This is a genomic window from Arthrobacter sp. CAN_C5, from assembly GCF_017875735.1.
Lineage (GTDB): Bacteria > Actinomycetota > Actinomycetes > Actinomycetales > Micrococcaceae > Arthrobacter_D.
This window is the reverse complement of record NZ_JAGGMZ010000001.1, coordinates 1,608,575-1,632,518: the sequence shown is the minus strand read 5'-3', so window position 1 is coordinate 1,632,518 and position 23,944 is coordinate 1,608,575. Positions and strand designations below refer to the sequence as shown.

The 23,944-nt window shown below is 65.0% G+C and carries 29 protein-coding genes; 6 read left to right on the top strand and 23 right to left on the bottom strand.

The genetic code is table 11. From position 1 onward, the window contains the following. Positions 1 to 33: 33 nt before the first annotated feature. From H4V95_RS07685 to fabF, 5 genes are all read left to right on the top strand, one after another. Entirely contained in the window at positions 34 to 1,269 is a 1,236-nt protein-coding gene (locus tag H4V95_RS07685) for a CdaR family transcriptional regulator (protein ID WP_196866532.1), read from the top strand. Between the two features lie 96 nt (positions 1,270 to 1,365). Beyond that, positions 1,366 to 2,328 carry an ACP S-malonyltransferase gene (locus H4V95_RS07680; RefSeq protein WP_209729720.1) on the top strand — a complete coding sequence of 321 codons (963 nt, stop codon included), beginning with the start codon at positions 1,366 to 1,368 and terminating at the stop codon, positions 2,326 to 2,328. Between the two features lie 14 nt (positions 2,329 to 2,342). Then, positions 2,343 to 3,380, top strand: coding sequence for a beta-ketoacyl-ACP synthase III (locus tag H4V95_RS07675; protein ID WP_245345614.1), 1,038 nt, complete (start codon positions 2,343 to 2,345; stop codon positions 3,378 to 3,380). Between the two features lie 83 nt (positions 3,381 to 3,463). After that, positions 3,464 to 3,709, top strand: coding sequence for an acyl carrier protein (locus H4V95_RS07670; protein ID WP_019482900.1), 246 nt, complete (start codon positions 3,464 to 3,466; stop codon positions 3,707 to 3,709). 103 nt (positions 3,710 to 3,812) lie between these two features. Next, the gene (gene fabF, locus H4V95_RS07665) at positions 3,813 to 5,048 is read left to right on the top strand and encodes a beta-ketoacyl-ACP synthase II (RefSeq protein ID WP_196866535.1); all 1,236 of its coding nucleotides are present in this window, start codon (positions 3,813 to 3,815) and stop codon (positions 5,046 to 5,048) included. A gap of 131 nt (positions 5,049 to 5,179) precedes the next feature. On the opposite strand, the gene H4V95_RS07660 is transcribed toward fabF, so the two are convergent. The 23 genes from H4V95_RS07660 to ffh form a co-directional block, all read right to left on the bottom strand. Beyond that, positions 5,180 to 5,683, bottom strand: coding sequence for a DUF3145 domain-containing protein (locus H4V95_RS07660; protein ID WP_171587029.1), 504 nt, complete (start codon positions 5,681 to 5,683; stop codon positions 5,180 to 5,182). Between the two features lie 227 nt (positions 5,684 to 5,910). Beyond that, on the bottom strand, positions 5,911 to 6,831 hold the full coding sequence (locus H4V95_RS07655; protein WP_209729718.1) for a tyrosine recombinase XerC: 921 nt from the start codon (positions 6,829 to 6,831) through the stop codon (positions 5,911 to 5,913). Positions 6,832 to 6,862: 31 nt separating this feature from the next. After that, a complete protein-coding gene (locus H4V95_RS07650) occupies positions 6,863 to 7,459 on the bottom strand; it encodes a methylated-DNA--[protein]-cysteine S-methyltransferase (protein ID WP_209729716.1) in 597 nt (198 codons plus the stop codon). Positions 7,460 to 7,473: 14 nt separating this feature from the next. Beyond that, positions 7,474 to 8,691: a DNA-processing protein DprA gene (gene dprA / locus H4V95_RS07645; RefSeq protein WP_209729714.1), complete on the bottom strand. Its 1,218-nt coding sequence runs from the start codon at positions 8,689 to 8,691 to the stop codon at positions 7,474 to 7,476. Beyond that, a complete protein-coding gene (locus H4V95_RS07640) occupies positions 8,688 to 10,232 on the bottom strand; it encodes a YifB family Mg chelatase-like AAA ATPase (RefSeq protein WP_209729712.1) in 1,545 nt (514 codons plus the stop codon). The genes dprA and H4V95_RS07640 overlap by 4 nt, the downstream gene beginning before the upstream one ends. Beyond that, a complete protein-coding gene (locus tag H4V95_RS07635; protein WP_209729710.1) occupies positions 10,232 to 10,588 on the bottom strand; it encodes a YraN family protein in 357 nt (118 codons plus the stop codon). The genes H4V95_RS07640 and H4V95_RS07635 overlap by 1 nt, the downstream gene beginning before the upstream one ends. A 157-nt stretch (positions 10,589 to 10,745) precedes the next feature. Continuing rightward, positions 10,746 to 11,252 (bottom strand): SRPBCC domain-containing protein, encoded by a 507-nt coding sequence (locus H4V95_RS07630; protein WP_209729708.1) that lies wholly within the window; start codon positions 11,250 to 11,252, stop codon positions 10,746 to 10,748. Next, positions 11,249 to 11,599, bottom strand: coding sequence for a winged helix-turn-helix domain-containing protein (locus H4V95_RS07625; RefSeq protein ID WP_209729706.1), 351 nt, complete (start codon positions 11,597 to 11,599; stop codon positions 11,249 to 11,251). The genes H4V95_RS07630 and H4V95_RS07625 overlap by 4 nt, the downstream gene beginning before the upstream one ends. A gap of 52 nt (positions 11,600 to 11,651) precedes the next feature. Beyond that, positions 11,652 to 12,242: a hypothetical protein gene (locus H4V95_RS07620; RefSeq protein WP_209729704.1), complete on the bottom strand. Its 591-nt coding sequence runs from the start codon at positions 12,240 to 12,242 to the stop codon at positions 11,652 to 11,654. After that, complete coding sequence (locus tag H4V95_RS07615) at positions 12,223 to 12,426, bottom strand: hypothetical protein (protein ID WP_209729702.1); 204 nt, start codon at positions 12,424 to 12,426, stop codon at positions 12,223 to 12,225. The genes H4V95_RS07620 and H4V95_RS07615 overlap by 20 nt, the downstream gene beginning before the upstream one ends. Positions 12,427 to 12,539: 113 nt before the next feature. Then, on the bottom strand, positions 12,540 to 12,866 hold the full coding sequence (locus H4V95_RS07610) for a DUF2469 domain-containing protein (RefSeq protein ID WP_019482913.1): 327 nt from the start codon (positions 12,864 to 12,866) through the stop codon (positions 12,540 to 12,542). Positions 12,867 to 12,873: 7 nt separating this feature from the next. Further along, the gene (locus H4V95_RS07605) at positions 12,874 to 13,587 is read right to left on the bottom strand and encodes a ribonuclease HII (RefSeq protein ID WP_209729700.1); all 714 of its coding nucleotides are present in this window, start codon (positions 13,585 to 13,587) and stop codon (positions 12,874 to 12,876) included. Positions 13,588 to 13,592: 5 nt separating this feature from the next. Then, a complete protein-coding gene (gene lepB, locus H4V95_RS07600; RefSeq protein WP_209729698.1) occupies positions 13,593 to 14,498 on the bottom strand; it encodes a signal peptidase I in 906 nt (301 codons plus the stop codon). Between the two features lie 32 nt (positions 14,499 to 14,530). Further along, positions 14,531 to 15,196: a signal peptidase I gene (gene lepB / locus H4V95_RS07595; protein ID WP_209729696.1), complete on the bottom strand. Its 666-nt coding sequence runs from the start codon at positions 15,194 to 15,196 to the stop codon at positions 14,531 to 14,533. Positions 15,197 to 15,217: 21 nt separating this feature from the next. After that, on the bottom strand, positions 15,218 to 15,577 hold the full coding sequence (gene rplS / locus H4V95_RS07590; RefSeq protein ID WP_171585996.1) for a 50S ribosomal protein L19: 360 nt from the start codon (positions 15,575 to 15,577) through the stop codon (positions 15,218 to 15,220). 197 nt (positions 15,578 to 15,774) lie between these two features. Beyond that, entirely contained in the window at positions 15,775 to 16,596 is an 822-nt protein-coding gene (trmD, locus tag H4V95_RS07585) for a tRNA (guanosine(37)-N1)-methyltransferase TrmD (protein WP_209729694.1), read from the bottom strand. After that, positions 16,597 to 17,235: a ribosome maturation factor RimM gene (gene rimM / locus H4V95_RS07580; protein WP_196866549.1), complete on the bottom strand. Its 639-nt coding sequence runs from the start codon at positions 17,233 to 17,235 to the stop codon at positions 16,597 to 16,599. A gap of 114 nt (positions 17,236 to 17,349) precedes the next feature. Further along, positions 17,350 to 17,595, bottom strand: coding sequence for an RNA-binding protein (locus H4V95_RS07575; RefSeq protein ID WP_019482920.1), 246 nt, complete (start codon positions 17,593 to 17,595; stop codon positions 17,350 to 17,352). A gap of 1 nt (position 17,596) precedes the next feature. Then, positions 17,597 to 18,016, bottom strand: coding sequence for a 30S ribosomal protein S16 (gene rpsP, locus H4V95_RS07570; protein WP_171586094.1), 420 nt, complete (start codon positions 18,014 to 18,016; stop codon positions 17,597 to 17,599). A 174-nt stretch (positions 18,017 to 18,190) separates the two neighbouring features. Beyond that, on the bottom strand, positions 18,191 to 19,093 hold the full coding sequence (locus tag H4V95_RS07565) for a VOC family protein (protein ID WP_209729692.1): 903 nt from the start codon (positions 19,091 to 19,093) through the stop codon (positions 18,191 to 18,193). Between the two features lie 205 nt (positions 19,094 to 19,298). Continuing rightward, positions 19,299 to 19,793, bottom strand: coding sequence for a GNAT family N-acetyltransferase (locus H4V95_RS18315; RefSeq protein ID WP_209729689.1), 495 nt, complete (start codon positions 19,791 to 19,793; stop codon positions 19,299 to 19,301). Between the two features lie 19 nt (positions 19,794 to 19,812). Then, a complete protein-coding gene (locus tag H4V95_RS07555) occupies positions 19,813 to 20,505 on the bottom strand; it encodes an alpha/beta fold hydrolase (protein ID WP_209729687.1) in 693 nt (230 codons plus the stop codon). A 167-nt stretch (positions 20,506 to 20,672) separates the two neighbouring features. Then, complete coding sequence (gene ffh, locus H4V95_RS07550) at positions 20,673 to 22,250, bottom strand: signal recognition particle protein (RefSeq protein ID WP_209729685.1); 1,578 nt, start codon at positions 22,248 to 22,250, stop codon at positions 20,673 to 20,675. A 26-nt stretch (positions 22,251 to 22,276) separates the two neighbouring features. Here ffh and H4V95_RS07545 point away from each other — a divergent pair, with 26 nt between their 5' ends. Further along, positions 22,277 to 23,797, top strand: a complete 1,521-nt coding sequence (locus H4V95_RS07545) for a glucose-6-phosphate dehydrogenase (RefSeq protein WP_209729683.1) — start codon at positions 22,277 to 22,279, stop codon at positions 23,795 to 23,797. Positions 23,798 to 23,944 lie beyond the last annotated feature (147 nt).

Below are 23,944 nucleotides of genomic sequence, written 5' to 3'. Positions count from 1 at the left end.
AGCCGGATAGCGCTTCGGACGTATGCTCGTGGAATGCCTGTGTCCGAACGCCCGTTTCCGCCCAGTTTCCGCAGGACCCAGATCCCGGTGGCCGACCCTGACACGGTGGAGCGGCTGCAAGCCAAGATTGGCGCCCTCTCCACCGCCACCCTCCAGCAACTGGACGCCTCCCTCCCCTGGTACCGCAGCCTGCGGGCGGATGAGCGCTCGGCGTTGGGCCTGGTGGCACAAAAGGGCATCGCCTCGTTTGTGAACTGGTACCAACGGCCGGTGTCACCGGCGTGGGTTCTCAGCGATGTCTTCGGGACCGCACCGACGGAGCTCACCCGCTCCATCAGCCTCCAGAAAGCGCTGCAGCTGATCCGCGTGGTGGTGCAGGTGGTCGAGGATCGTGTTCCCGACCTCGCGGCCGACGCCGACCAGGGCGCCCTCCGCGAAGCCGTGCTGCGCTATTCCCGGGAAGTCGCCTTCGCCGCCGCCGATGTCTACGCCCGTGCAGCCGAGACCCGCGGATCCTGGGACACCCGGCTGGAAGCGCTGGTAGTGGACGCGATCCTACGCGGCGAAAGCTCGGACGCCCTGCGTTCCCGGATCGCCGCGGTGGGCTGGAAATCGCAGGCCCGGATCACGGTGATGGTCGGCAGCTCGCCGCCGGAACCAAACGCAATGTTCCTCAATGAGCTGCGCCGGACCACCGACCGGATCGCCGAAGACACCCTGGTGGGCATCCAGGGTGACCGGCTGATCCTGGTGCTCGGTGGAGTGGAAAACACCGAGAGCACTTACAGCCGTCTGAGCGACCTCTTCGGCCAGGGCCCGGTGGTGTACGGTCCGGAATCAGAGTCACTGGTCGCGGCCAGCAGTTCGGCACAGGCGGCGTTCGCCGGGCTGACGGCAGCCCGCGCCTGGCCCGCAGCCCCCCGGCCAGTCGCCGCCGACGATCTCTGGCCGGAGCGGGTCATCTCCGGGGACGATACCGCCAGAAAAGCCCTCATCCGGAACATCTACCGCCCCCTCGTCGGAGCCTCCAACGGCCTCGAAGAAACGCTGTCCGCCTACCTGAACCTGGGCCACTCCCTCGAAGCAACCTCCCGCGCCCTCTTCGTTCACGCAAACACCGTCAGGTACCGGCTCCGGCGCGTCTGCGACATCACCGGCTGGGATCCGCTCCTCCCCCGCGAAGCCTTCGTCCTGCAAACCGCACTGGTGGTCGGCCGGCTCAGCCAGCCCGCCCAGGCCCCGTCAGAGCGGCCTGCTACTCGTCCGTAACCCCTGCCTTCGTTGTAGACTTCCTACAAAGCGGCCTCCGGAGCTTCGTGCACCGGAATACCCAACAATCACCTAGCAGTTTGGAAAGCTTGATACGTGCTTGCAATTGTCTGCCCCGGTCAGGGGTCCCAAACGCCCGGTTTCTTGAGCCCCTGGTTGGAACTCCCAGGCGTCCCTAAGCATCTCGAATCCCTCAGCGAACAGGCCGGGCTGGACCTGATCCGTCACGGCACCGTCTCGGACGAGGAAACGATCAAGGACACTGCCGTGGCGCAGCCCCTGATCGTTGCCGCCGGCTTGGTGACCGCCCGGGTGCTGCTGGGTAACCGTCCGATGACGGCGGCCACGGTGGTGGCAGGCCATTCGGTCGGCGAGGTTACGGCGTCGGCGATTGCCGGTGCGTTGTCCGAACAGGATGCGGCAACCTTTGTCCGGGTCCGCGCCACCGCCATGGCCGAAGCGGGAGCAGCAGTGCCCACTGGGATGAGCGCCATTCTGGGCGGCGCTCCCGACGACGTCGCCGAGGTGCTTGCCCGCCATGGCCTGACCCCGGCGAACGCCAATGGGGGTGGGCAGGTTGTCGCCGCCGGGACCCTGGACCAGCTGGCTGCACTCACGGCCGATCCCCCCGCCAAAGCGAGGGTCATCCCACTGAAGGTTGCTGGCGCCTTCCACACCCACCACATGAGCCCCGCCGTAGCGGCGCTGCATGAGTTGCGGCCCACGCTCACCCCCCGTGATCCGGTAGCCACCCTGCTGTTGAACTACGACGGCGCACCGGTAACCACCGGCGACGGAAACCTGGACAGCCTGATCGCCCAGGTGTCGCGACCGGTCCGGTGGGACCTCTGCATGGCCCAGCTGGAGCAGATGGGCGTTTCGGGGGTTGTCGAATTGTCGCCGGCGGGAACCCTAACGGGATTGATGAAGCGCGGAATGCGCGGCACACCCACATTGGCCGTAAAATCGCCTGAGGATCTGGATGCTGCCGCTGCCTTCATCGAAGAGCACTCACGCACCCCGGACCCGGTCATTTCCCCCATTGCAGAAGGACACTAGTGAACGCCCCGGTCATGAAGCAAGCTCCGCTACGCGAGCACACCCGCATCCACGGCATCGGCGTATTCCGACCCGACGTCATTGTCACCAACGAAGATGTCTGCCAGTGGATTGACTCCTCTGACGAATGGATCCGGCAGCGGACCGGGATTGTTACTCGGCACCGCGCCGACCGCGACACCAGCGTGATCGACATGGCGGAGGCCGCGGCGCGGTCGGCGCTGACGAACGCCGGGATCGACGCAGCACAGCTGAGCGCCGTCCTCGTGTCGACCGTGACCCACCCCTATGCCACTCCCTCGGCCGCCGCCCAGCTGACGGACCGCCTCGGAGCCACCCCGGCGCCGGCCTATGACATTTCCGCAGCCTGCGCCGGGTATTGCTATGGCATTGCCCAGGCAGACGCGATGGTGCACGCCGGGACCGCCGAGTACGTTCTGGTGGTCGGCGTCGAAAAGCTGTCCGACTTCATCGACAACGCTGACCGAACCATCTCCTTCATCCTCGGGGACGGTGCGGGCGCCGTGGTGATCGGCCCGGCGGAGAGCGCCGGCATCGGACCGTCAGTGTGGGGCTCGGATGGCAGCAAGCACCAGGCCATCCGCATGTCCCACTCGCTGCTGGACATCCGCGACGCCGAGCTCGCTTCGGTAGGGGCCGTCGGCGGATCCCTCGAAGACACGCCGAAAGCTTCTTGGCCCACCATGCGCCAGGACGGGCAGACGGTCTTCAGGTGGGCGGTCTGGGAAATGGCAAAGGTCGCCCAGGAGGCGCTGGACGCAGCAGGCGTCACGGCCGAGGACCTGGTGGCATTCGTGCCGCACCAGGCGAACATCCGCATCATCGACGAGATGGTCAAACAGCTGAAGCTTCCCGACCATGTGGAAGTGGCACGCGATATCGTTGACGCTGGAAACACCTCGGCCGCTTCCATTCCACTTGCCATGCACCGCATGCTGCAGGAACACCCTCAGCTGAGCGGGGGCCTCGCCCTACAGATCGGTTTTGGTGCCGGACTGGTGTTCGGCGCACAGGTGGTCGTACTTCCCTAGTTTTTCCCAAGCCAAACCGTCAACCGCGGTTTGATTAACCATGCCGGGTCTTTGATCCGGCTTGACAAGAAAAGGAGCCATCCATGGCTAGCAACGAAGAAATCCTGGCCGGCTTGGCCGAAATCGTCAACGAGGAAACCGGGCTTGCACCAGAGTCGGTCGAGATGGACAAGTCGTTCACCGACGACCTGGACATCGACTCCATCTCGATGATGACCATCGTGGTCAACGCCGAAGAGAAGTTCGGCGTTCGGATTCCCGACGAAGAGGTCAAGAACCTGAAGACCGTTGGCGACGCCGTCAACTTCATTTCCGGCGCGCAGGCCTAGATCCTTTTGACTCCGTGGCCGCCAGCACCAGTAGGCGCTGGCGGCCACGGAGGAGCCAACCCGCACGTTCCACAGCTACACCCCACGTTTTAGAGAGTGAACCATGGCACGCAAAGTAGTGATCACCGGACTGGGCGCGACGACGCCGATTGGCGGCGACGTCCCCACCATGTGGAAGAACGCCCTGAAGGGTGTCTCCGGTGCTCGAACCATCGAAGCCGACTGGGTCCAGGAATACGAACTGCCCGTGACCTTCGCCGCGCAGGTCACCACACCAGCCAGCGAGGTCCTCTCACGAGTTGAAGCCAAGCGCATGGATCCCTCCACGCAGTTCGCGGTCATCGCAGCCCGCGAAGCCTGGCGGGATTCCGGCCTTGAAGAAATTGACCACGACCGGTTTGCAGTTGCCTTTGCTACCGGCATCGGCGGCGTCTGGACGCTCCTGGACGCCTGGGACACCCTGCGCGCCAAGGGTCCTCGCCGGGTCCTTCCCATGACTGTGCCCATGCTGATGCCCAACGGTCCGGCCGCAGCCGTGAGCCTTGATCTGGGTGCCCGGGCCGGAGCCCACACTCCGGTGTCCGCATGCGCCTCGGGTACCGAGGCCCTGCACCAGGGCCTGGAGCTGATCCGGTCCGGCAAGGCCGACGTCGTGATGTGTGGCGGCGCCGAAGCGGCGATCCACCCGATGCCCATTGCCGCGTTTGCGTCAATGCACGCGCTGTCACGGCGCAATGATGACCCCGAGCACGCGTCCAGGCCCTACGACACGGGCCGCGACGGTTTTGTCATGGGCGAGGGCGCCGGAGCCCTCCTGATCGAGGCCGAAGAGCACGCCCTGGCCCGCGGCGCCCGGATCTACGGCGAACTGGCCGGCACCTCGGTGACCGCTGATGCCTACCACATCACCGCACCGGATCCCGGTGGACTGGGCGCCACCCGCGCCCTCAAGGCGGCAATGTTCGATGCCCGGGTGCAGCCGTCCGATATTTCCCACGTGAACGCGCACGCCACGTCCACGCCGGTGGGCGATAAGCCCGAGTACGTGGCGTTGAAGACCGCCCTCGGATCCCACATCGACAATGTGGCGGTGTCAGCAACCAAGTCGCAGACCGGCCACCTGCTCGGCGCGTCGGGAGCGGTGGAAGCAGTGATGACTGTCCTGGCTGTTTACGATCGCAAGATGCCGGTGACCATCAACCTGGAGAAGCAGGACCCCGACATTCCGCTGGACATTGTGACCACCGAACGCACGCTTCCAGCCGGCGATCTGGTGGCGCTGAGCAATTCGTTCGGGTTCGGCGGGCACAACGCGGTAATCGTGGTCCGCAGCGCCTAGCTCGCGGTCTAATCGCCGCTAGCCAGAAACGACACGGAAGGCGCCGACCCAAAGGGTCGGCGTCTTCCGCGGTTCATATGCTTTTCCAGGTCTTTCTGGCGGATGACGGGTCGGATCGCTGCTGGCAGGAATTAACCGACCTGGTGGAGCCATCGCACGGGAGCACCCTCGGCGGCATGCCTGAAAGGTTCGAGCTCCTCGTCCCAGGATTCTCCGAGTGCCAGCGACAACTCGTGGTACACGGCCGCGGGATCCCCTGCGCCGGTCTCGTAGGCGTACCGAATCCGGTCCTCGGTCACCATGATGTTGCCGTGAACGTCAGTCGTGGCGTGGAAGATGCCCAGCTCGGGAGTGTGCGACCAGCGACCACCGTCGGCTCCGGCGCTTTGCTCTTCAGTGACCTCGTAGCGCAGGTGAGCCCATCCCCGCAGGGCTGATGCCAGCTGGGCGCCGGATCCCTGGGGCCCGACCCACGAGAGTTCGGACCTGAACATGCCGGGTGAAGCGGGCTGAGGGGACCACTCAAGATCGGTTCGTTGATCAATCACCGAACCGATCGCCCACTCGATATGAGGGCATAGCGCAGAAGGGGCTGAGTGAATATACAACACTCCGCGCGCCGTAATACCAGACATTCCATCCTCCATAGCTGTAGGTGCGTCTTCCCCAACGACCTGCAACAGTGAATGGATTCGTCCAAATGTGTCCGCCGACACGGCGGACTACGGTTTATTCTGCCCTACATACCCTCATTGCGCCACCGTAGCTAGCTGATGGCCACTTGATCTTGTCCGGAACCGGTGCTGAATCCACCTTGGCCTGCCTTGGGTCTGTCTTGGGTCAGGCTTGGGTCAGGCTTGGGTCAGGCTCGCGGATGGGCCTGTTCGTAACTCTTACGGAGCCGATCGACCGACACATGGGTGTAGATCTGGGTGGTCGCGAGACTGGAGTGTCCCAGGATCTCCTGAACGGCACGCAGATCGGCGCCGCCATCCAGCAGGTGGGTGGCGGTGCTATGGCGGAGTGCGTGGGGTCCGGTGGCGGAAGTGCCCTGCACCCCGGCGAAGAGCTTCCCTACCGTCGACCGGGCCTGCCGCTGGTCCATCCGTCCCCCGCGCTGCCCAAGAAACAGGGCTGGTCCGCTCGTCGATTGAGCCAGTCTGGGGCGTCCGCGTCGGAACCAGTCATCGAGGGCGTGTGCCGCCGGCAGACCGTAGGGCACCGTCCGTTCCTTGTTGCCTTTGCCGAGGACTCTCAGGGTCCTGCGGTCCGAATCGAGGTCATCGATGTCCAGGCCAACCAGCTCGCCCACCCGGATCCCGGTGCCATAGAGCACTTCGACGAGAGCTATGTTCCGCAGCGCAATCGGGTCTCCGTCCACGGCTGACTTGCGCAGCTTATCGAAAATGCCGTCCATCTGTTTGACCGACAGAATCCCGGGCAGCGTCTTCTCTTTTTTGGGTGCCCGGAGACGGAGGGCCGGGTTGACCTCGATGAGTTCCTCCCTGACTGCCCAGGCCAGGAAACTGCGCACGGTGGCAGCGCGGCGGGCAATCGTGGACCGGGCCTGGCCGTGCGCATCCATCGTGCCCAACCAACCGCGCAGGTCCGCAAGAGTCAGCTCGTCCAGGCGGGTAACTCCCGCCTCGTGGGTGAAACGAAGCAGTCCGCCGATATCGGTGAGGTAGGCACGCACCGTGTGCGCCGAGCGGTTACGTTCGGCGACCAGGTAGGTCCGGTACCGGTCCACGGTATCGGCGAACGGGTCGGGCGGTTGCTGCATCCTTTCACTGTGCGCCCTGTGGGGCCGATCCTCAAGGAGGCGCTCCGTCGCTTCCATCGGCGGCTTGCGCCCAGGCCGCCGGTCGGACTGAATCACCTGCCTCGAGGTCAAGGAGGAATCGCTTGACGGCCGCGCCCGCCGAATAGCCGGTGACCGCACCGGACGAGCTGACCACCCGGTGCCCCGGGATGATGATCGCCAGCGGATTCACTCGGATGGCAGTGCCGATGGCGCGTCCCATCAACGGGTTGCCAAGTCGCACGGCGAGTTCTTTGTAGCTGCGGGTTTCGCCATAGGGAATGGCGAGGACAGCTGCCCAGACCCGTTGCTGGAAATCTGTCCCGTTCGCCTGGACCGGAAGGCTGAAGGTCCGGCGTTTGCCCGCGAAGTACGCGCGGAACTGGTCCTCCGCGCGGTCAAAGGTCCCGGCGTCGGCCAATAGATTGGCTGCAGTGGGCGTTTCACCGACTCCGCCCGACGGCCCTGAAATCTTCGCGAACGGAACACCGACGGCGGAGGGGATCGGGGGCGGATTGTGCACCTCGTGGTAAACGGCGGTGAGCGATCCGTGGTCGACGACGAGCAGGAGCTTACCGGCTGGCGTGGCCATGAACCTGTGCGACTTCATCAGGGGTTTCCTTTCTACTGGTTCTTACGGTGGGTGTTCTTCCGACGCCAACCGCCGTCGTCGGAGCGTTCTGCGAGGCCTCCGAACTCCAGCCGGCTCAGTCCCGCCAGGACGCCGCGGATGCTCAGGCCGGCCACTGAGGCTAGTTTGTCGACGCTGGTGGTTGCCCGCACGGGGAGGGCATCCAGCAGGAGAAGGTCTTCGACGCCGAGCCCATCATGGACGGCAGGGGTTGTCTCGGGCTCGGGCGCCAGGGCGATGCCGATCGGCCCGGCGAGTTCGGCGATCTCCGCAGCATCCGTGACACACACGGCGCTCCCCTCCCGCAGGAGCCGGTGGCATCCCGCCGAGTTCGCTGAGTGCACCGACCCTGGAACGGCTCCCACCGCCCGGCCCAGACCCGCTGCATGATGCGCAGTGTTCAGTGCCCCCGACCGCCAGCGTGCCTCGACCACGACAGTCACTCCACAGAGTGCTGCTATCAACCTGTTGCGTTGCAAAAACCTCCACCGTGTCGGGGAGGAGCCGGGCGGCACTTCGGCGACCAGCAGTCCACGGCGGGCGGTTTCCCGCAGAAGCTGTTCGTTGCCGGCCGGGTAGTAGCGGTCGATGCCGCACGCCGTTACGCCGATGGTGGGTACCTGATGGTCCTCCCCTGCTGCGGCTAGGGCGGAACGGTGCGCTTGTGCGTCAATGCCGTAGGCTCCACCGGACACGACCGTGTACCCACGGGTGACCAGGCCTGCGGCGAGTTCTCCGGTCACGGTCGCGCCGTAGGCGGTGCTGTCGCGCGAGCCGACGACCGCGACCATCCGGCTGAGCTCTGGGATGCCTGGTGCCAGCGCGCCGCGTACCCACAGGCAGGTCGGCGCGGAGAGTTGCAGGTCGTCCAGCGCCGCGGGCCATAGGTCACTCTCGGGTGTCACCAGCACACCGCCAAGCCGGCCGAGGGTTGCGAGGTCCCGTTCGGGGGCTAGATCCGCCACTCTCGGCTTCCAGCGGTCCAGTGCCTCCTGCAGGGCGTGTGGCCGGTTATTGAATCCATTGGACTCCAGCAGTCCGGCGATCTCACCGGCCACGACCGCACCGGCAGAGATCTGGCCGCTGGCGATCCGTAGTGCATCGAGTGGTCCGACGGCGGCTGTCAGCGCAAGGCCCACGCTGTCTGAAGGCTCGAACAGCCGTGACAGAGCAGCCCTTGCGATCATTCTGGGGTCCGTGGAAACTGTCATGGGGAGCTCTCCTGAAGCCGCAGGTTGAGCGCAATATCGACGTCGTCGCTCGAGGGCGAGGTACGGCCACCGAGATCGGCGAGGGTCCAGGCCACGCGCAATACCCGGTCGTGTCCGCGCATGGTGAGGGTTTCGTTCTGCATGGCCCGGTCAACCGGTGCCGTGACGGCTCGGGACAGTTTGAGTCCGCCATTCAACACGGCCGAGGACATCTCAGCGTTGGTGCTGGCTCCCCACTTCTCCAGCCGTTCCCGCTGAGCGGCACGGGCGGCCGCCACCCGTGCAGCGACGGTCTTCGATGATTCGGCGGCGGAGGCGTCGTAGTAATCGGTCACGGACACGCGGGAGACCGCAAGCTGAAGATCGACCCGGTCGAGGAGGGGTTGCGACAGACGATTGAAGTACCGGCGGCGTTGCTCAGCGGTGCACACGCAGTCGATTCCCTTGCCGCTCGCCAGTCCACAGGGGCATGGGTTCAGAGCCATCACCAGCTGGAACCGGGCGGGGTAGGACGCGGTGCCCGCCGAACGGTGAAGGATCAGTTCGCCGCTTTCCAGGGGTTCCCGCAGGGCTTCCAGGACGCCACGCTGGTACTCGGGTGCCTCGTCGAGGAAGAGGACGCCTCGATGGGCTCGTGAGGCGGAGCCGGGCCGCGGTATTCCACTGCCTCCACCGATGATCGCCGCAGTCGACGACGTGTGGTGCGGGCTTTCAAACGGAGGTCGGCGCTGCAGGCCATTGCAGGAGAGCACCTTTCCGAGGGAGTGGATCGCTGTCACCTCGATGGCTTCCTCATCCGTGAGGTCCGGAAGTATCCCGGGCATGCGCTCCACGAGCATCGTTTTCCCCGCCCCCGGCGGGCCCATCATCATCATGTGGTGGGCGCCCGCGGCCGCGATCTCCACGGCAAACCGGGCAGTGGATTGTCCGGCGATGTCGGCCATGTCCTTCGGCGCTGCGGGGATACTGCGGGCGGGTGCGCTGACCGCTGGCACCGGATCGGTTACGACGTCAGGAAGAAGAACCTTCGTCGGGTCCGCACCAAAGGCGAGGAAGACCTCGGCCAGACTTGCGAAGGTCCTCACCGTCGCCTGCGGCACCAGCGCCGCCTCACCCTCATTTCCGGTTGCGACCACGAACCGGGTGTGTCCGGCTTTCACTCCAGCCATCACCGCAGGAAGCACTCCACTGACCGGACGGAGTCTGCCATCCAGTCCGACTTCGGCAATGAACACGGTGTCCTCGCAGCGGCGCACATCTCCTGCCGCTGCCAGCGCCGCCATCACGATCGCCAGATCGAAGCTTGAGCCCCGTTTGTGCAGGGACGCAGGGATGAGGTTCACGGTGATCTTGCGGCGACTCAGTGGCAGCCCTGCGTTGCGCGCGGCGGCCCTGATCCGCTCCCGGGCTTCGTTCAGCGATGCGTCCGGCAGTCCCAGGATGACGAACGCTGGCAGGGTCTGCCCGATGTCGGCTTCCACCTCGACGATGTAGCCGTTCAGGCCTACCAAAGACACCGCGTAGGTGCGTCCCAGTGCCATCAGCTCAACGCCCTGAGATACTCAAGCCGGGGTTCGCCGGTGCCGTCGTCGACCACAGCGACAGCATCCACGCGGATCTCCGAGAACCGCAGCTCGTGGGCTTCCGCCCACAGCGCGCCCAGCAGGTAAAGCCTCCGGAGCTTGACCGAACTGATGCCCTCCAACGGGTGGCCAAAATTCAGTGAAGACCGGGTCTTTACCTCCACCACTACCAGCACCGAGCCCTCGATCGCCACCAGATCAATCTCTCCGAGCGGACACCGCCAGTTGCGGTCCACCAGCTGCAGGCCAGTGCCCTCAAGGTAGGACGCCGCCAGCGCCTCTCCCCTACGTCCCAGACTGTCCTTCGCCAGCATCCCAACACCTCCGGTACAAGCCTGCTACGGCCAGCACAGAAGGCATTCGCAAACCCTGGCTATGTGCGAAACGTCAGCGGCACCCGCCCTGTGGAGAGCGAGTGCCGCTGGGATGACCCTGACAGCAAGCAGCGATCAGAATCGCCCACGGGGTGAATCAGAGATCGGCCTCGACCGATGACCTCTCGAGGATCGAGTCAATCTGCCCCATCGCCTGCTTGATGCCCTCCTCCATGCCCATGGCCACCATCTTTTCGAGCTGATCCAAGCTCTCAAAGCTGGACACGGTGGTCATCCGGGTACCGCCGTCCACTGCCTCCAGCGTGACGACGCCGTGGGTGATCCCCATGTCATCCACGGGGTTGCCGTTCTCGTCGGCGAAGCCGTCATCGAACTCGAGATGGGTTGGCGGGTTGATGGCGGTGAACTGCCACCAGCCGCGGCTCTTGCTACCGTCGGGGCCCGTCATGTAGTACGCCGCTTTGCCGCCGGTGACAAAATCATGGTGGTCGAACGTGGCAGGGTAAGTGGGCGGCCCCCACCAGCGTTCGAGCTGCCGCGGGTCTTCCCAGACCTGCCAGAGCCGCTCAACACTCGTAGTAAATTCGGCGACAATCGTGAGGCTGAGCGCCCCGGTGTCTTTACGCGAACTGATTACTGTCATGATGGTGATTTCCCTTCTTCTTCAGCCAGAATGTCGGAAATCCGGTCGACGCGTTGCCGCCAGATGACCTCGTACTCCTCAAGCAGCCGCTGCGCCCTTCTCAACCCGTCGAGATGGACCCGCACAATCTGCTCCCTTCCGCGCTTCTCCTTGGTGACCAAGGAGGCGCGTTCCAGCACTGCTACGTGCTTCTGCACCGCGGCGAAACTCATGGCGTAGTGGGCCGCCAACCCGGACACTGAGTAGTCACTGACCAGCGCCCTCGCGAGGATGTCCCGTCGGGTCGCATCGGCGAACGCCTGGAACAGGCGGTCGACCTCGGCATCGCTCAACTCATCTACAACCATAAGGTTGTACGTTAGCGAACGCCAGGTTCGCCGTCAAGGGGCCGAGAAGTGGTCAGGCCGGACTGACCGCGAAGGAAAGGAGCATCGCCCGGAGTTGGGAGTACTGCTCAGTTTCCATCCACTGTCGTGCCTCCTCTTCGGAGGCGGGTCCAGTCTCGTCAAGGGTGCTGGTGAAGATGAAGACGTCATTGTGCTCCATGAAGATCTTTCCGGCCATCTGGCTGGACATCCCCTCGAACGCGGGTTTTCCCGCTTGAAGCCGCGCCTGATACAGCCGTCCACCCTCCTCGTAGTCGGGCAGTGACTCGAAGACGAAGTAAACCGGGAGACCAGATTCGGGCTCCACGTGTGGAAGGAGTTCCGAGTCGAAGACCAGGTGATCCGGGCTGGGAAGGGCGGCGCCGTCACCCGGGACCCCACCATCGAACCGGGCGATCGGTTGGCCCGAAACATCCGAGATGACGTAGGCCGATGCACTGAGCTCCACCCCGTAGGTGGGCAGATCAAGGGGTTCAACGGCGGCGGCTTCCCACCCGGCAGGAAGCAGGAAGCTGTAGATGCCATCCGGCGTGGTGAAAACCGAACCGGCCACCTCGCCCGGGACAGCTGTGGGCTGGACTGGGTCAGGCGACGCCGACGGCATTGGGGTGGCTGTAGGGGTGGCCGAGGGTGTCGGGGCTGATGTAGGGGTGGCCGACGGCGTCGGGCTTACGGAGGGGCTGGGCGTACCCGAGGCCGTTTCGGTCGCCAACGGAGTCGCCGACGCCGATGGGCTTCCAGTGGATCCCGCGTCGGCGTTCCCCGTGCACGAGCTGAGCATCAGACAAGCCGCTACTCCGACAACGATGACCCGAGACTCTTTACCCATGCTTCAGCTACCCCCGTAGAGACCACATCCGGCGGTGTGCCGGAATTAGTGAGAGCGTACCCCGGGAATGCCTCAGTTCCCGAGCGGGCCGTCCTTCGGCAGTGCGATGTCATCCGACTTGGTCAGTTCCTCGACGTTGACGTCCTTGAACGTGATGACCCTGACGTTCTTGACGAACCGTGCCGTGCGGTAGACGTCCCACACCCAGGCGTCCTGGAGGGTCAGGTCGAAGTAGATCTCACCGTCGGCCGAGCGGGCCTGCAGGTCAACGTGGTTGGCCAGGTAGAACCGCCGTTCGGTCTCCACCACGTAACTGAACAGCCCGACGACGTCCCGGTACTCGCGGTAAAGCTGCAACTCCATGTCGGTTTCGTAGTTTTCAAGATCCTCAGCGCTCATGACCCCATCATCCCCCAATTTCCACGCGGGGAATGTTCATTCCGTCTCCGGTCCCGAGGCGCCAGGTGGTGCGGTGCAGGCCAGTGGGCCCCACCCCGTCGATCGCGGCGCGGTGGCCCGCCGTCGCGTACCCCTTGTTGATGTCCCAGCCGTACTGCGGATGGTCGGCGGCGTAGGACACCATCAGGGCGTCCCGCTCCACCTTCGCCAGAACGCTCGCCGCAGCGACGCTGAGGCACGACAGGTCACCTTTGATCCGCGTATGGACCGGTGCGTCGCAGCCGGCGGGAGGAACGTCAGTCTCGCCGTCGAACAGGGTGGCCTGCTCGCGGGGCGAGAGCCAGTCGTGGTTTCCGTCGAGAATCACCGCATCGGGCCGGGCGGTGACGACAACCTGCTCCCATGCGCGGTTCCCTGCCAACTGGAGGGCACGCATCAGCCCGACGGCGTCAATCTCGGCCGCGCTGGCGTGGCCTACCCCGTAGGCAAGAGCCCATTTCTGGATCCGCGGTACCAGCTTGACCCGATCGGCCGGGGAGAGGAGCTTGCTGTCCCGCACGCCGCGGAGGCCCTTGACGTCAACAAGGTCAATCAGCACCAGCCCCACGGATACCGGTCCGGCCAGTGCTCCCCTGCCCACCTCATCGCAACCGGCCAGGTACCGGTGCCCGGCCTCGCGGAAGGACCGCTCGTACCGCAGGGTGGGTGCAACAGACTTCATCGCAGCTAGGAGGTCGAATCGCTGGCGGCTGCCGGCTCGGGCACACCGTCAAAGACCTCGGGGTAATTGCCGAGGAAGCCCATCCGGTCCAGCGGCCAGGCGATAACCGCCGCCTTGCCCTCGATGTCTTCCACGTCGATGAATCCGGAGTTTGGCTTGTCCGTGTTGGCGCGGGAATCGGCGGAGGCGTTCCGGTGGTCGCCCATCACCCAGATCTTGCCCTCGGGGACCGTCACATCGAATTCTGTGTCGGACGGGCTGGCACCGGGGTACAGGTACGGCTCCTCAAGGGGTTCGCCGTTGACGGTGATCCGACCGTCGTCATCGCAGCACACCACCCGGTCACCGGCCATGCCGATGACCCGCTTCACGAGGTGCTGCTGGGTGTCATCGGGCAGCAGACCGACGAAGATCAGTGAATCCTTGACCCAGTTGGCGCCTGGTCCTTCGCCGGGCGGCGGTGCGGGCAGCCAGCCCTCGGTGTCCTGGAAGACCACCACGTCGCCTCGCTGCAACTCAAACGGTGCGGGCACCAACTGGTTGACGAAGATCCGGTCATCGATCTCCAGGGTGTTTTCCATTGAGCCGGAGGGAATGAAGAACGCCCGGAACAGGAAGGTCTTGATGAGGAAGGACAGCAGGATCGCGATCCCGACGATGATCAGGATTTCCTTGAGCCACCCGAGCAGGCCGCGGTCGCCGTCGTCGTCGCCCTTTTTCTTCGTCGCAGCGTCGCGGCGGGCCGCACGGGCCTCCGCGCGGGGCGTGTCCGAAGGTCGGGCCTCCGCACGGGGCGCATCGGAGGGTGAGGCCTCCTCGCGGGTCGCGTCCGAAGGTGAGGCATCCGGGCGGGGCGTGTCCGGACGGGCGTCAGCGTCGTCATTGGACTTGCCGGGAATGCTCGTTGCCATCTGCTGGTCATCTACCTAAGGTTGCTGGTCGGTCACTGGGCGGCGCGCTCGATGGGGCCGGATCGGGAGGGCGGCCAGATTACCTGGACTGCCCGTCCGATCACGCGGTCTGTTGAGACCAGTCCCCCGCCCGGCGCTCCCAGGAGAGATCGCGAGTCGAAGGATGCGGAGCGGTGATCACCCATCACCCACAATTTACCCTGTGGAACCTCCACCTCGAATTGCTGGTCGCTCGGAGCGTCCGAGGGGAAAACGTAGGGCTCGTCGAGGGGGTTCCCATTCACTTCCACCTGTCCGTCCCCGTCGCAGCAGAACACCGTGTCACCGCCGACGCCGAGCACCCGCTTGACGTACACGGTATCGCTACCGGAGATGCCCAGCCAGTGGCCGATCGTTCCGAGAATCTCGGCCGGACCGCCGCCGCTGATCGGGTCGAACGAGCCGCGGCCGTCGAAGACGACCACGTCGCCGACCCGCGGGTCATCATCGATCCGGGAGACCAGGACCCGGTCACCTTCCTCGAGCAGCGGCTGCATTGATGCCGAAGGGATGTAGTAGATGTCGGCCACGGTCGCGCGGAGCACCGAGGCGACCACCACAGCCACAAGAAGGGCGGACAGCACAAAACGCCAGCCCCGAAAGGGCCGGCGTTCTGGTTGTGCTCCCGCAGGCTGCCGGGGAGGATCTGATTCCGGCATGGTGCGGTTCAAGAACTGGTGTTACTTGGCAGTCTTGGGTTCGCGCTTTTCCTTGATCTTGGCAGCCTTGCCGCGCAGATCGCGCATGTAGTAGAGCTTCGCGCGGCGAACGTCGCCGCGGGAAACAACCTCAATCTTGTCGAGGACTGGGGAGTGCACCGGGAAGGTACGCTCCACGCCTACACCGAAGCTGACCTTGCGGACGGTGAAGGTTTCGCGAAGGCCATCGCCCTGGCGACCGACAACGAAGCCCTGGAAGACCTGAACACGGGTGTTCTTGCCTTCAATGATGTTCACGTGCACCTTGAGGTTGTCACCGGCGCGGAATGCTGGGATGTCGGTCCGCAGTGATGCGGCGTCGACGGCGTCAAGAATATGCATTGATATTGCTCCTGGTGAACGCCACAGGTCATTCACGTTGGTCACAGCGGTCAAGGCCTAGGCAATGTCCGCCGGAAATTTAGAAGACCGGCAAGACCATAGGTGGCCTGCCAGCGTGTCAGCCTGTTGGTAGTTCTCCCCCTGTGGCAGGGAACAACCCAGTAGACACAAAGTTCAATTATGCCATATGGATGGGATCAGCCGGTCACCGGCGGCGGGCTGCCTCGCGGACGCTCAGGCGTTCGCCTGAGCGCGCCCCCGACGACGGCGTACCCCAGGTCCGCCAGTGCTGACACGTCCGCCTTGCTGAGGGAGTCCGATGGCAGAGCTTCGAGCAGGTCGGGACGACGCTGCGCGGTGCGACGGAACTGCTCGTCCCGCCGGAACTGGGCGATCCGTGCATGGTTGCCGCTGAGCAGCACGTCGGGAATCCCACGGCCACGCCAGTCCGAAGGCTTGGTATAGACGGGGTATTCCAGCAGTCCGTCCGAGTGGGATTCCTCGACGAGTGACTCGGGGTTTCCGACGACGCCCGGCAGGAGGCGGCCCACGGCCTCGACCATCGCGAGGACCGCCACTTCGCCGCCGTTGAGGACGTAGTCCCCCAGGCTGACGGGGCGGACGTCAAAGAAATCACCGGCCCATTCAAGGACCCGCTCGTCGATTCCCTCATACCTGCCGCAGGCGAACGCCAGGTGCGGCTCCTCGGCAAGGTCATGGGCCATCCGCTGGGTGAACACCTCACCCGCCGGAGAGGGAACGATCAGCACCGGGCGGGTCTCCGCCGGTGAGGCGTCGACGATGGACTGCAGCGCCAGAGCCCACGGTTCGGGCTTCATGACCATCCCTGCTCCCCCGCCGTACGGGGTGTCATCGACCGTCCGGTGGCGGTCGGTGGTGAAGCTGCGCAGGTCATGGACCCGGAGGTCCAGCAGCCCGTCCTGCCGCGCCTTGCCGATCAGCGACAGGTCAAGGGCTGCCAGATACTCCGGGAAGATACTGACGACGTCGATGCGCACCTAGCGACCGCTGCCCTCAGAGGCAGAATCAGACGTGCCGGCGGCGTCATCGGCTCCGGCAGAACCGGTGGGAGCGTCGTCGTCGAGCCCGGTCACTTCGCCGTCGTCGGGACCTGCCTGGTTGGAACCGGGCAGGTTCAGTTCGAACAGACCGTCCGGCGGGGTCAGCAGGACGAAACCGTCGGCGACATTGACCTCGGGAACGATCTCGGCGACAAACGGGACCAGGGTTTCGTGGCCGGCCGAGGTTTCGATGATCAGCAGGTCCTGCACCTCGAGGGTGCGCAGGCCACTGACCTTCCCGACGACGTCGTCCCCCACCCGGGCCTCGAGGCCCACCAGCTCGTGTTCGTACCAGGCGTCGTCGTCATCGTCGTCGGCTTCATCGGTGTCGATGAAGAGCTTCGCACCGCGGAGCGTCTCGGCCGCGTTCCGGTCGGTGAACCCGTCAAAGCCGAGGATCAGGATGTCCTTGTTCCAGCGCGCCCCGCTGACGGTCAGGGGCCCGAGGGCTGCTGGTTCGGCGCGGAAGACGGACCCGGCCTCGAACCGGTCCTCCGGCGCGTCGGTGAACAGCTGCACGGTGACCTCGCCGCGAATACCGTGGGGCTTGCCGATCCTGGCAACCTGAACTTCCATCTGACACTCCTGGTGCTGCTGGGGTAGGTGGACATAAATTTGGCCCCTCCACCATTATCCGGTGCGGGGCCAAACTCATTGATTTTTGCTGTGTGGCAGTGTGCTGAAGGGCTGTTAGCCCCGGCGGCGGTCCGTGTCGACGACGTCCACGCGTACCGGCTCTCCATCGGCGAGGGCTGACACAACGGTGCGCAGTGCGCGGGCTGTGCGGCCCTGGCGGCCAATGACCCGGCCCAGATCGTCCTGATGAACCCGTACTTCGAGGGTTTCGCCCCGGCGGTTGTTCTTCAGGGAAACCTTGACATCATCGGGACTGTCGACGATTCCCCGGACGAGGTGTTCCAGCGCTTCTGCCAGCAATTTACTTGGCCTCGGCGGTTTCCGTCTCGGCTTCGGCTGGAGCCTCGGCGTCGGACTTCTTGGCCTTGGGGGTGATGGCTTCCGGAACGATGACCGAACCCTTTTCAGGAGCGGTGAAGGCTTCCTTGGGAGCCTTGGTCTTCAAGGTTCCCTCCTGGCCCTCAATGCCCTTGAACTTCTGCCAGTCACCGGTGATCTTCAGCAGTACAGCAACCTGCTCGGTTGGCTGTGCGCCAACGCCGAGCCAGTACTGTGCACGCTCGGAGTTGATCTCGATGAACGAGGGCTCCTCGGTGGGGTTGTACTTACCGATTTCCTCGAGGGCACGGCCATCACGCTTGGCGCGTGCATCCATGACGACGACACGGTAGAAAGGTGCGCGGATTTTACCCATGCGCTTCAGGCGAATCTTTACGGCCACTGTTGTGGTCACTCCTTGATGATCTAAAGGGGTGAACCCTACTCAGTGCTCCCGTGGGGCGGGCCACTTCTGAGGGTTCAAAAGGACAAGATGCGCGCGCAGAGAGAGGGGCTGCCCGGATCGAGTACAGGTCTATTGTGCCAGATAGCCGACTCCAGCACGAATCACGCCACGCTAGCCGACTGCAACCCGGATTTTGTTGTTCCACGGGTCGTTGAAGCGTAGTTCGCTGCCCGTGTGATGGTGGGTGATGCCTGCGCCCCTGAGCCTGTCGGCGAGAGCATCGACGTGGTCTGTGGCGGTAACCCGGATGAGTACCTCACCGAGTCCGAGTGTGTCCTTGCGGGGGCCGGCGCCGCGGCTGTTCCACACGTTCATGGCCATGTGATGGTGGTATCCCCCGGCCGACACGAACAGCGCCTGGCCGTGCCAGCCCGCGGTCCGCTCGAAACCCAGGGTATCGACATAGAACTTTCCGGCGGTCTCCACGTCGCCCACCTGCAGGTGGACGTGCCCGACGGCGGCCCTCGCCTGAGCCTGGCCCGTTACCGCCGCTTCGGTGAGGTGGTCACGGAGATAGGCATCTGCGGGAAGGCGAAGGCTGTCCATGACGACCGATTTACCCGGGGTCTTTCCGGTGGCCTGCCCGGAGCCGTCGGCGCTCCACTGCCAGGTCTCGCGGGGCTTGTCGAAGTAGAGTTCAATCCCGTTGCCCTCAGGGTCGGTGAAGTAGAAGGCCTCGCTGACCAGGTGATCGGCGCTGCCCACGTAGAGCCCGGCGTCGTACTGGGCGGTCGCCGCGACGGTGGCGGCGAGGGCCGAGCGGTCATCGAAGAGCAGCGCGGTGTGGAAGAGTCCTGCCTCGCCCTGGGCGGGGAGCTGGAGTCCTGCGGCCGGGGCGAGGTGAATGAGCGGCGTGTTTGTGCGGCCGAGCCGGAGGCCATCGCTGGCCTCGTCGATGATTTCCAGGCCAAGGGCTCGCTGGTAGTAGTTGGACATGGTGGGCAGGTCGCCCACCTTCAAGAGGACGGTGCCCATCGACAGGTCGTCGGGCAGCAGGTCCTGGGTGATGGTCATGGTTTCTCCTCTACGTGACGCAGTATCAGAGTAAACTACTTGAACCTTCAAGTTATTCCGCGGGGTGCCGCGCGAGTCTCCCCGGGTTCTGGCAAGGATTCGGTGTGGCGGACCGGGACACGCCGTCGTCGGGAGCCCATCCCCGCAGAAGGTGGGGAAACCTGCGCGGCGTCCCGTGTCCGGAACACTCACCCGACGTCGACGGCTACAGGACGGCCCGCATGATCACGCGACGGCCAATGCGGTCGAGGCCGAGCGCAGTTTCGTAACGTTGAAGGTCCAGCAGCGCCGGCGACAGCACCGGTATCGCCTCGAACCCGCAGGTTGCGTAGAACGGGGCGTTGAAGGGCACGTCGGCGAAAGTACTGAGGGTCATCGTGGGGTAGCCGTGGTCCCTGGCCCAGGCTTTCGACGCCTCCACCAGGGCCCGGCCGGTCCCGCGGCCCGCATGCCGCGGCAGCACGGCCAACTGCTCGAGGTGGGCGGCCCCGTCGAGCTCTTCCAGCCGGGCGAACCCGATGCATGGCGTCCCGGCGACCAGCAGCTTCAGTGAGGCGGCCAGTTCAGTCCGGGACGCTCCGTCCGGGAGCGGGACCTGAAGCGGTAGCCCGTTGATCGAGGTCAGGAGCGAGTCGGCCGCCGCCTCGATGGCTGGCAGGAAGGTGATATCCAGCCTCCCGGCCGCACGGATGCTGATCACGCGCTCAAGTCCCGGTTCCTCACGCGTGGGAGGCGATGAACCCACGGATGAGGGCGTCGCCGTCGGGCGTGTCCTGGGGCCGGTGGCCTCCCAGCGACACCACGTGGCGGGCGCCGGTCACGGCCAGGTATTCGGCAATCTCCTCGTACAGGGGTTCCCAGCCGCCGGTGACAATCAGGGTGGGCACCCCCGGGACGATATCCAGTGGAGCCTCCCACGGCGGGGACTGCAACCGGAGCCGTCGGGCCGCGCGGCGGTCCTCGGTGGTCGCGGGCGGCCGGGCATCGGTGGAAAAGACCAGGCGGACCAACTCGTGCAGGAATTCCTCGTCGGAGAGCGATTCGCGGCGATCGTACAGCTGGCCCACGAGCGCACGGTGGGCCGCCGTTGCGGGCAGGTCGGTGGTCAGGGACAAACACGCCGGTTCCACGAGCACCAGGGAACGCACCAGATCGGGGCGGTCAACGGCGGCCATCATCGCCGCGATGGCACCCTGTGAATGGGCCACCACATGGCCGCCCACCCCCAGCGCGTCGATCACGATCCGCTGATCGGCGGCGAAATCGGTGGGCAAAGGGTCAACGCCCACCTCGAAGCCGTGGCGGCGAAGGAACAGGCAGTCATACGTGCTGGCCAGGGCGTGCTGGGTGGGCCAGGCAGCGGCTCCGAAGGTACCGCTGCCGTGGACAAAAACGAGTCGTTCAGTGGTCATTTCAGTGCTCACAGGGTCCTCAAAGGTGGATCGAGTCAACAGAAGTGACCGGATGACGACGAAAATCCGGCCTAGCGGTTGACTCGATCCGGGGTAGAACTGCCGCACCACGGGAGGAGGTGCGTCCTCACCGCCGGGTTGAAGCTGCCCCACCCCGGGGATGAGAGTTACTTGCCGAGGAACTTCTCGAAGCCCTTCGGCAGGTTCAGGGATGCCGGGTCGAAGTCGTTCTGGGCACCGAACGCGGCACCGGAGGGCACCGAGGGACGGTTGCGCCGTGCCTCGGCGTCGGCCCGCTCCTGGGCGGCCTTCGCCGGGTTGCCTGACTTGGGCTTCTTCTTCCCCTTCGCGACGGCCTTGCCCTTGCGGGCGCCACCGTTGAAACCTCCGGGGCCAGCCATGCCGGGCATTCCGGGAATGCCACCACCGGACGCCATCTTCTTCATCATCTTCTGCGCCTGGCCAAAACGTTCCAGCAGGCCATTGACCTCCGAAACGTGCACACCCGAGCCGCGGGCGATGCGGGCGCGCCGGGAACCGTTGATGATCTTCGGTGCCACCCGCTCGTGGACGGTCATGGACCGCACTATCGCCTCAACCCGGTCGATTTCGCGCTCGTCGAAGTTTTCCAGCTGCTCGCGCATCCCGGCAGCGCCGGGCATCATCATCAGCATTTTCTTCATGGAGCCCATGTTGCGGATCTGCTGCATCTGCGCCAGGAAGTCGTCGAGGGTGAAGTCTTCCTGGTCGGAGAACTTCTGCGCCATCCGGGCGGCTTCGTCCTTGTCCCAGGACTTCTCCGCCTGCTCGATCAGGGTGAGGATGTCGCCCATGTCGAGGATGCGCGAAGCCATCCGGTCGGGGTGGAACAGTTCGAAGTCGTTCAGTCCCTCACCGGTTGAGGCGAACATGACCGGCTTGCCGGTGATCGAGGCCACGGAGAGCGCCGCACCGCCGCGGGCGTCGCCGTCGAGCTTGGTCAGGACCACGCCGGTGAAGTTGACGCCCTCATTGAATGCCTGCGCCGTGTTGACGGCGTCCTGGCCGATCATCGCGTCGATGACGAACAGCACTTCATCGGGGTTGACGGCGTCGCGGATGTCGGATGCCTGCTGCATCAGCTCGGCGTCGATGCCCAGGCGGCCAGCCGTATCAACGATGACGACGTCGTACAGCTTGGCGTGTGCCTCGGCAACACCGGCGCGGGCGACGGCGACCGGGTCGCCGGTAGCGGTCTCGGACTCGGAGCTGACACCCGGGTGCGGCGCGAACACCGGCACGCCAGCACGCTCACCGTTGACCTGCAGCTGCTTGACGGCATTGGGGCGCTGGAGGTCACACGCGACCAGCAGGGGGCTGTGACCCTGGCCCTTCAACCATTTGGAGAGCTTGCCGGCGAGGGTGGTTTTACCAGCACCCTGCAGACCGGCGAGCATGATGACGGTCGGCGGGTTCTTTGCCAGGCGGATCCGGCGTGTTTCCCCGCCGAGGATACCCACAAGTTCCTCGTTGACGATCTTGACGACCTGTTGGCCCGGGTTCAGCGCCTGGGACACCTCGAGCCCCAGCGCGCGTTCCTTGACCTTGGCGGTGAACTCGCGGACCACGCTGACCGCGACGTCGGCATCGAGCAGGGCGCGGCGAATCTCGCGCACTGTGGCGTCGACGTCGGCTTCGGAGAGCCGACCCTTCCCACGAAGGTTCTTGAAAGTTTCTGTCAACCGGTCAGAGAGTGAATTGAACACGTGCCGTGAACTGCTTTCTTCGATGGATGGTGGGGCCCAGTTATCAAGGGTACCAACTAGGGCCGCTGACGGCTTGCGGGACAACACGATGGCAAGGTGGCAGGGTAGTGCGGGTGGATACGCATACAAACTCAGTCCAGGACAGCTCCCCCTTTTCACCCGACCAGGAGGTCGCCACGCTCCTCATTCTGGGGGCCTCGGGCGACCTGACGGGCCGCTTGCTCCTGCCCGGACTGGCGCGCCTGGTCGGGCACGGCCGGGCGACGGGGCTAAATCTGGTCGGTGCCGGCTACGACGACTGGAGCGCCGGTCAGTGGGCGGACCGGGTGAGCGCTTCCTTCGCTGACGCCGCGAAGACCGCCGACGACGACGCCCGGGTCACCCTGGAGTTGCTGCGGACCACCAGCGAATACCGGCAGATCGACGTCACCGCGCCGGGTGAGCTGGCAGAGCTGATCTCGTCGCTGCAGGGTCCTGTGGCCGTGTACTTCGCCCTTCCGCCAGCGATCTCGGAGAAGGCGTGCGAGTTGCTCTCCGCCGACGATCTGCCACTGGGTACCCGCCTGGTGATGGAGAAACCGTTCGGGACCGATCAGGCGGCGGCTTTCAGACTCAACGAAACGTTGACGGCACTGGTAGCCGAGGACCATATCCACCGGGTGGACCACTTCCTGGGGAAGGCAACAGTCCTGAACATCCTGGGGCTGAGGTTCGCCAACCGACTCCTGGAGCCGGTCTGGAACAACCTGCACATCGATCGGGTCGAGGTGCTTTACGACGAGGCTCTGGCCCTGGAAGGCCGGGCTGGCTATTACGACGGCGCCGGGGCGCTCCGGGACATGATCCAGAGTCATCTGCTCCATGCCATGGCGATCCTCGCGATGGAGCCGCCGGTCAGTTTGCACGAGCGTGATCTGAGGGATGGCATTGGTGCTGTCCTGCGGGCCAGTGAGGTAGACCCGGATTTCGCCACGAGCACCCGGCGCGCCAGGTACTCCGCCGGGACTGTCGATGGGCGGATGATCCCCGACTACGCGGCCGAGGACGGTGTCGACCCGGCGCTGGGAACCGAGACGCTGGCCGAAATCACCGTGTCCATCAATAACTCACGATGGTCGGGGGTGCCCTTCATCCTACGGTCAGGAAAGGCGCTGGGTGGAAACCGGAAGGAAGCGCTCGTGACGTTCAAGCCGGTGAGCCATCTTCCGACCGGATTCACTGGGCAGGACTCCCCCACCCAGTTGCGGATCGGGTTTGGGCCCGAAACCCTGAAGCTTGAGATTGATGTCAACGGGCCAGGCGATATTTTCTCCCTGGACCGGGCCGTCCTGGAGGTTCAACTGAACGCCTCAGAGCTGCTGCCGTACGGTGAAGTCCTTGAGGGCGTCCTGACCGGCGACCCCACCCTGTCCGTTCGCGGAGACACCGCCGAGGACTGCTGGCGGATCGTCGACCCGGTGCTGGACGCGTGGGCTGCAAACGAGGTGCCGCTGGACGAATACCCCGCCGGTTCCTCCGGCCCCGATGCCTGGGAACAGCGGGCTTAAAGCCAACGTCACCCTCCGCTTCTGAACCACCGCTCGATGCGGTGATTCAGAAAGCGAAGGGTGACAGTTCCGGCGCGATTCAGTGCCGGTGTGATTCAGTGCCGGTGTGATTCAGGAGTGGCTGCGTCCGGCGAAATCCTGGCCCGG

Bases quoted from the DNA above. Each gene is read 5' to 3' on its own strand.
- H4V95_RS07685 (WP_196866532.1), top strand. From the start codon at position 34: ATGCCTGTGTCCGAACGCCCGTTTCCGCCCAGTTTCCGCAGGACCCAG.
- H4V95_RS07675 (WP_245345614.1), top strand. From the start codon at position 2,343: ATGAAGCAAGCTCCGCTACGCGAGCACACCCGCATCCACGGCATCGGC.
- H4V95_RS07670 (WP_019482900.1), top strand. From the start codon at position 3,464: ATGGCTAGCAACGAAGAAATCCTGGCCGGCTTGGCCGAAATCGTCAAC.
- fabF (WP_196866535.1), top strand. From the start codon at position 3,813: ATGGCACGCAAAGTAGTGATCACCGGACTGGGCGCGACGACGCCGATT.
- H4V95_RS07660 (WP_171587029.1), bottom strand. From the start codon at position 5,683: ATGTCTGGTATTACGGCGCGCGGAGTGTTGTATATTCACTCAGCCCCT.
- H4V95_RS07655 (WP_209729718.1), bottom strand. From the start codon at position 6,831: ATGCAGCAACCGCCCGACCCGTTCGCCGATACCGTGGACCGGTACCGG.
- H4V95_RS07650 (WP_209729716.1), bottom strand. From the start codon at position 7,459: ATGAAGTCGCACAGGTTCATGGCCACGCCAGCCGGTAAGCTCCTGCTC.
- dprA (WP_209729714.1), bottom strand. From the start codon at position 8,691: ATGACAGTTTCCACGGACCCCAGAATGATCGCAAGGGCTGCTCTGTCA.
- H4V95_RS07640 (WP_209729712.1), bottom strand. From the start codon at position 10,232: ATGGCACTGGGACGCACCTACGCGGTGTCTTTGGTAGGCCTGAACGGC.
- H4V95_RS07635 (WP_209729710.1), bottom strand. From the start codon at position 10,588: ATGCTGGCGAAGGACAGTCTGGGACGTAGGGGAGAGGCGCTGGCGGCG.
- H4V95_RS07630 (WP_209729708.1), bottom strand. From the start codon at position 11,252: ATGACAGTAATCAGTTCGCGTAAAGACACCGGGGCGCTCAGCCTCACG.
- H4V95_RS07625 (WP_209729706.1), bottom strand. From the start codon at position 11,599: ATGGTTGTAGATGAGTTGAGCGATGCCGAGGTCGACCGCCTGTTCCAG.
- H4V95_RS07620 (WP_209729704.1), bottom strand. From the start codon at position 12,242: ATGCCGTCGGCGTCGCCTGACCCAGTCCAGCCCACAGCTGTCCCGGGC.
- H4V95_RS07610 (WP_019482913.1), bottom strand. From the start codon at position 12,866: ATGAGCGCTGAGGATCTTGAAAACTACGAAACCGACATGGAGTTGCAG.
- H4V95_RS07605 (WP_209729700.1), bottom strand. From the start codon at position 13,587: ATGAAGTCTGTTGCACCCACCCTGCGGTACGAGCGGTCCTTCCGCGAG.
- lepB (WP_209729698.1), bottom strand. From the start codon at position 14,498: ATGGCAACGAGCATTCCCGGCAAGTCCAATGACGACGCTGACGCCCGT.
- lepB (WP_209729696.1), bottom strand. From the start codon at position 15,196: ATGCCGGAATCAGATCCTCCCCGGCAGCCTGCGGGAGCACAACCAGAA.
- rplS (WP_171585996.1), bottom strand. From the start codon at position 15,577: ATGCATATTCTTGACGCCGTCGACGCCGCATCACTGCGGACCGACATC.
- rimM (WP_196866549.1), bottom strand. From the start codon at position 17,235: ATGGAAGTTCAGGTTGCCAGGATCGGCAAGCCCCACGGTATTCGCGGC.
- H4V95_RS07565 (WP_209729692.1), bottom strand. From the start codon at position 19,093: ATGACCATCACCCAGGACCTGCTGCCCGACGACCTGTCGATGGGCACC.
- H4V95_RS07555 (WP_209729687.1), bottom strand. From the start codon at position 20,505: ATGACCACTGAACGACTCGTTTTTGTCCACGGCAGCGGTACCTTCGGA.
- H4V95_RS07545 (WP_209729683.1), top strand. From the start codon at position 22,277: ATGGTGGGGCCCAGTTATCAAGGGTACCAACTAGGGCCGCTGACGGCT.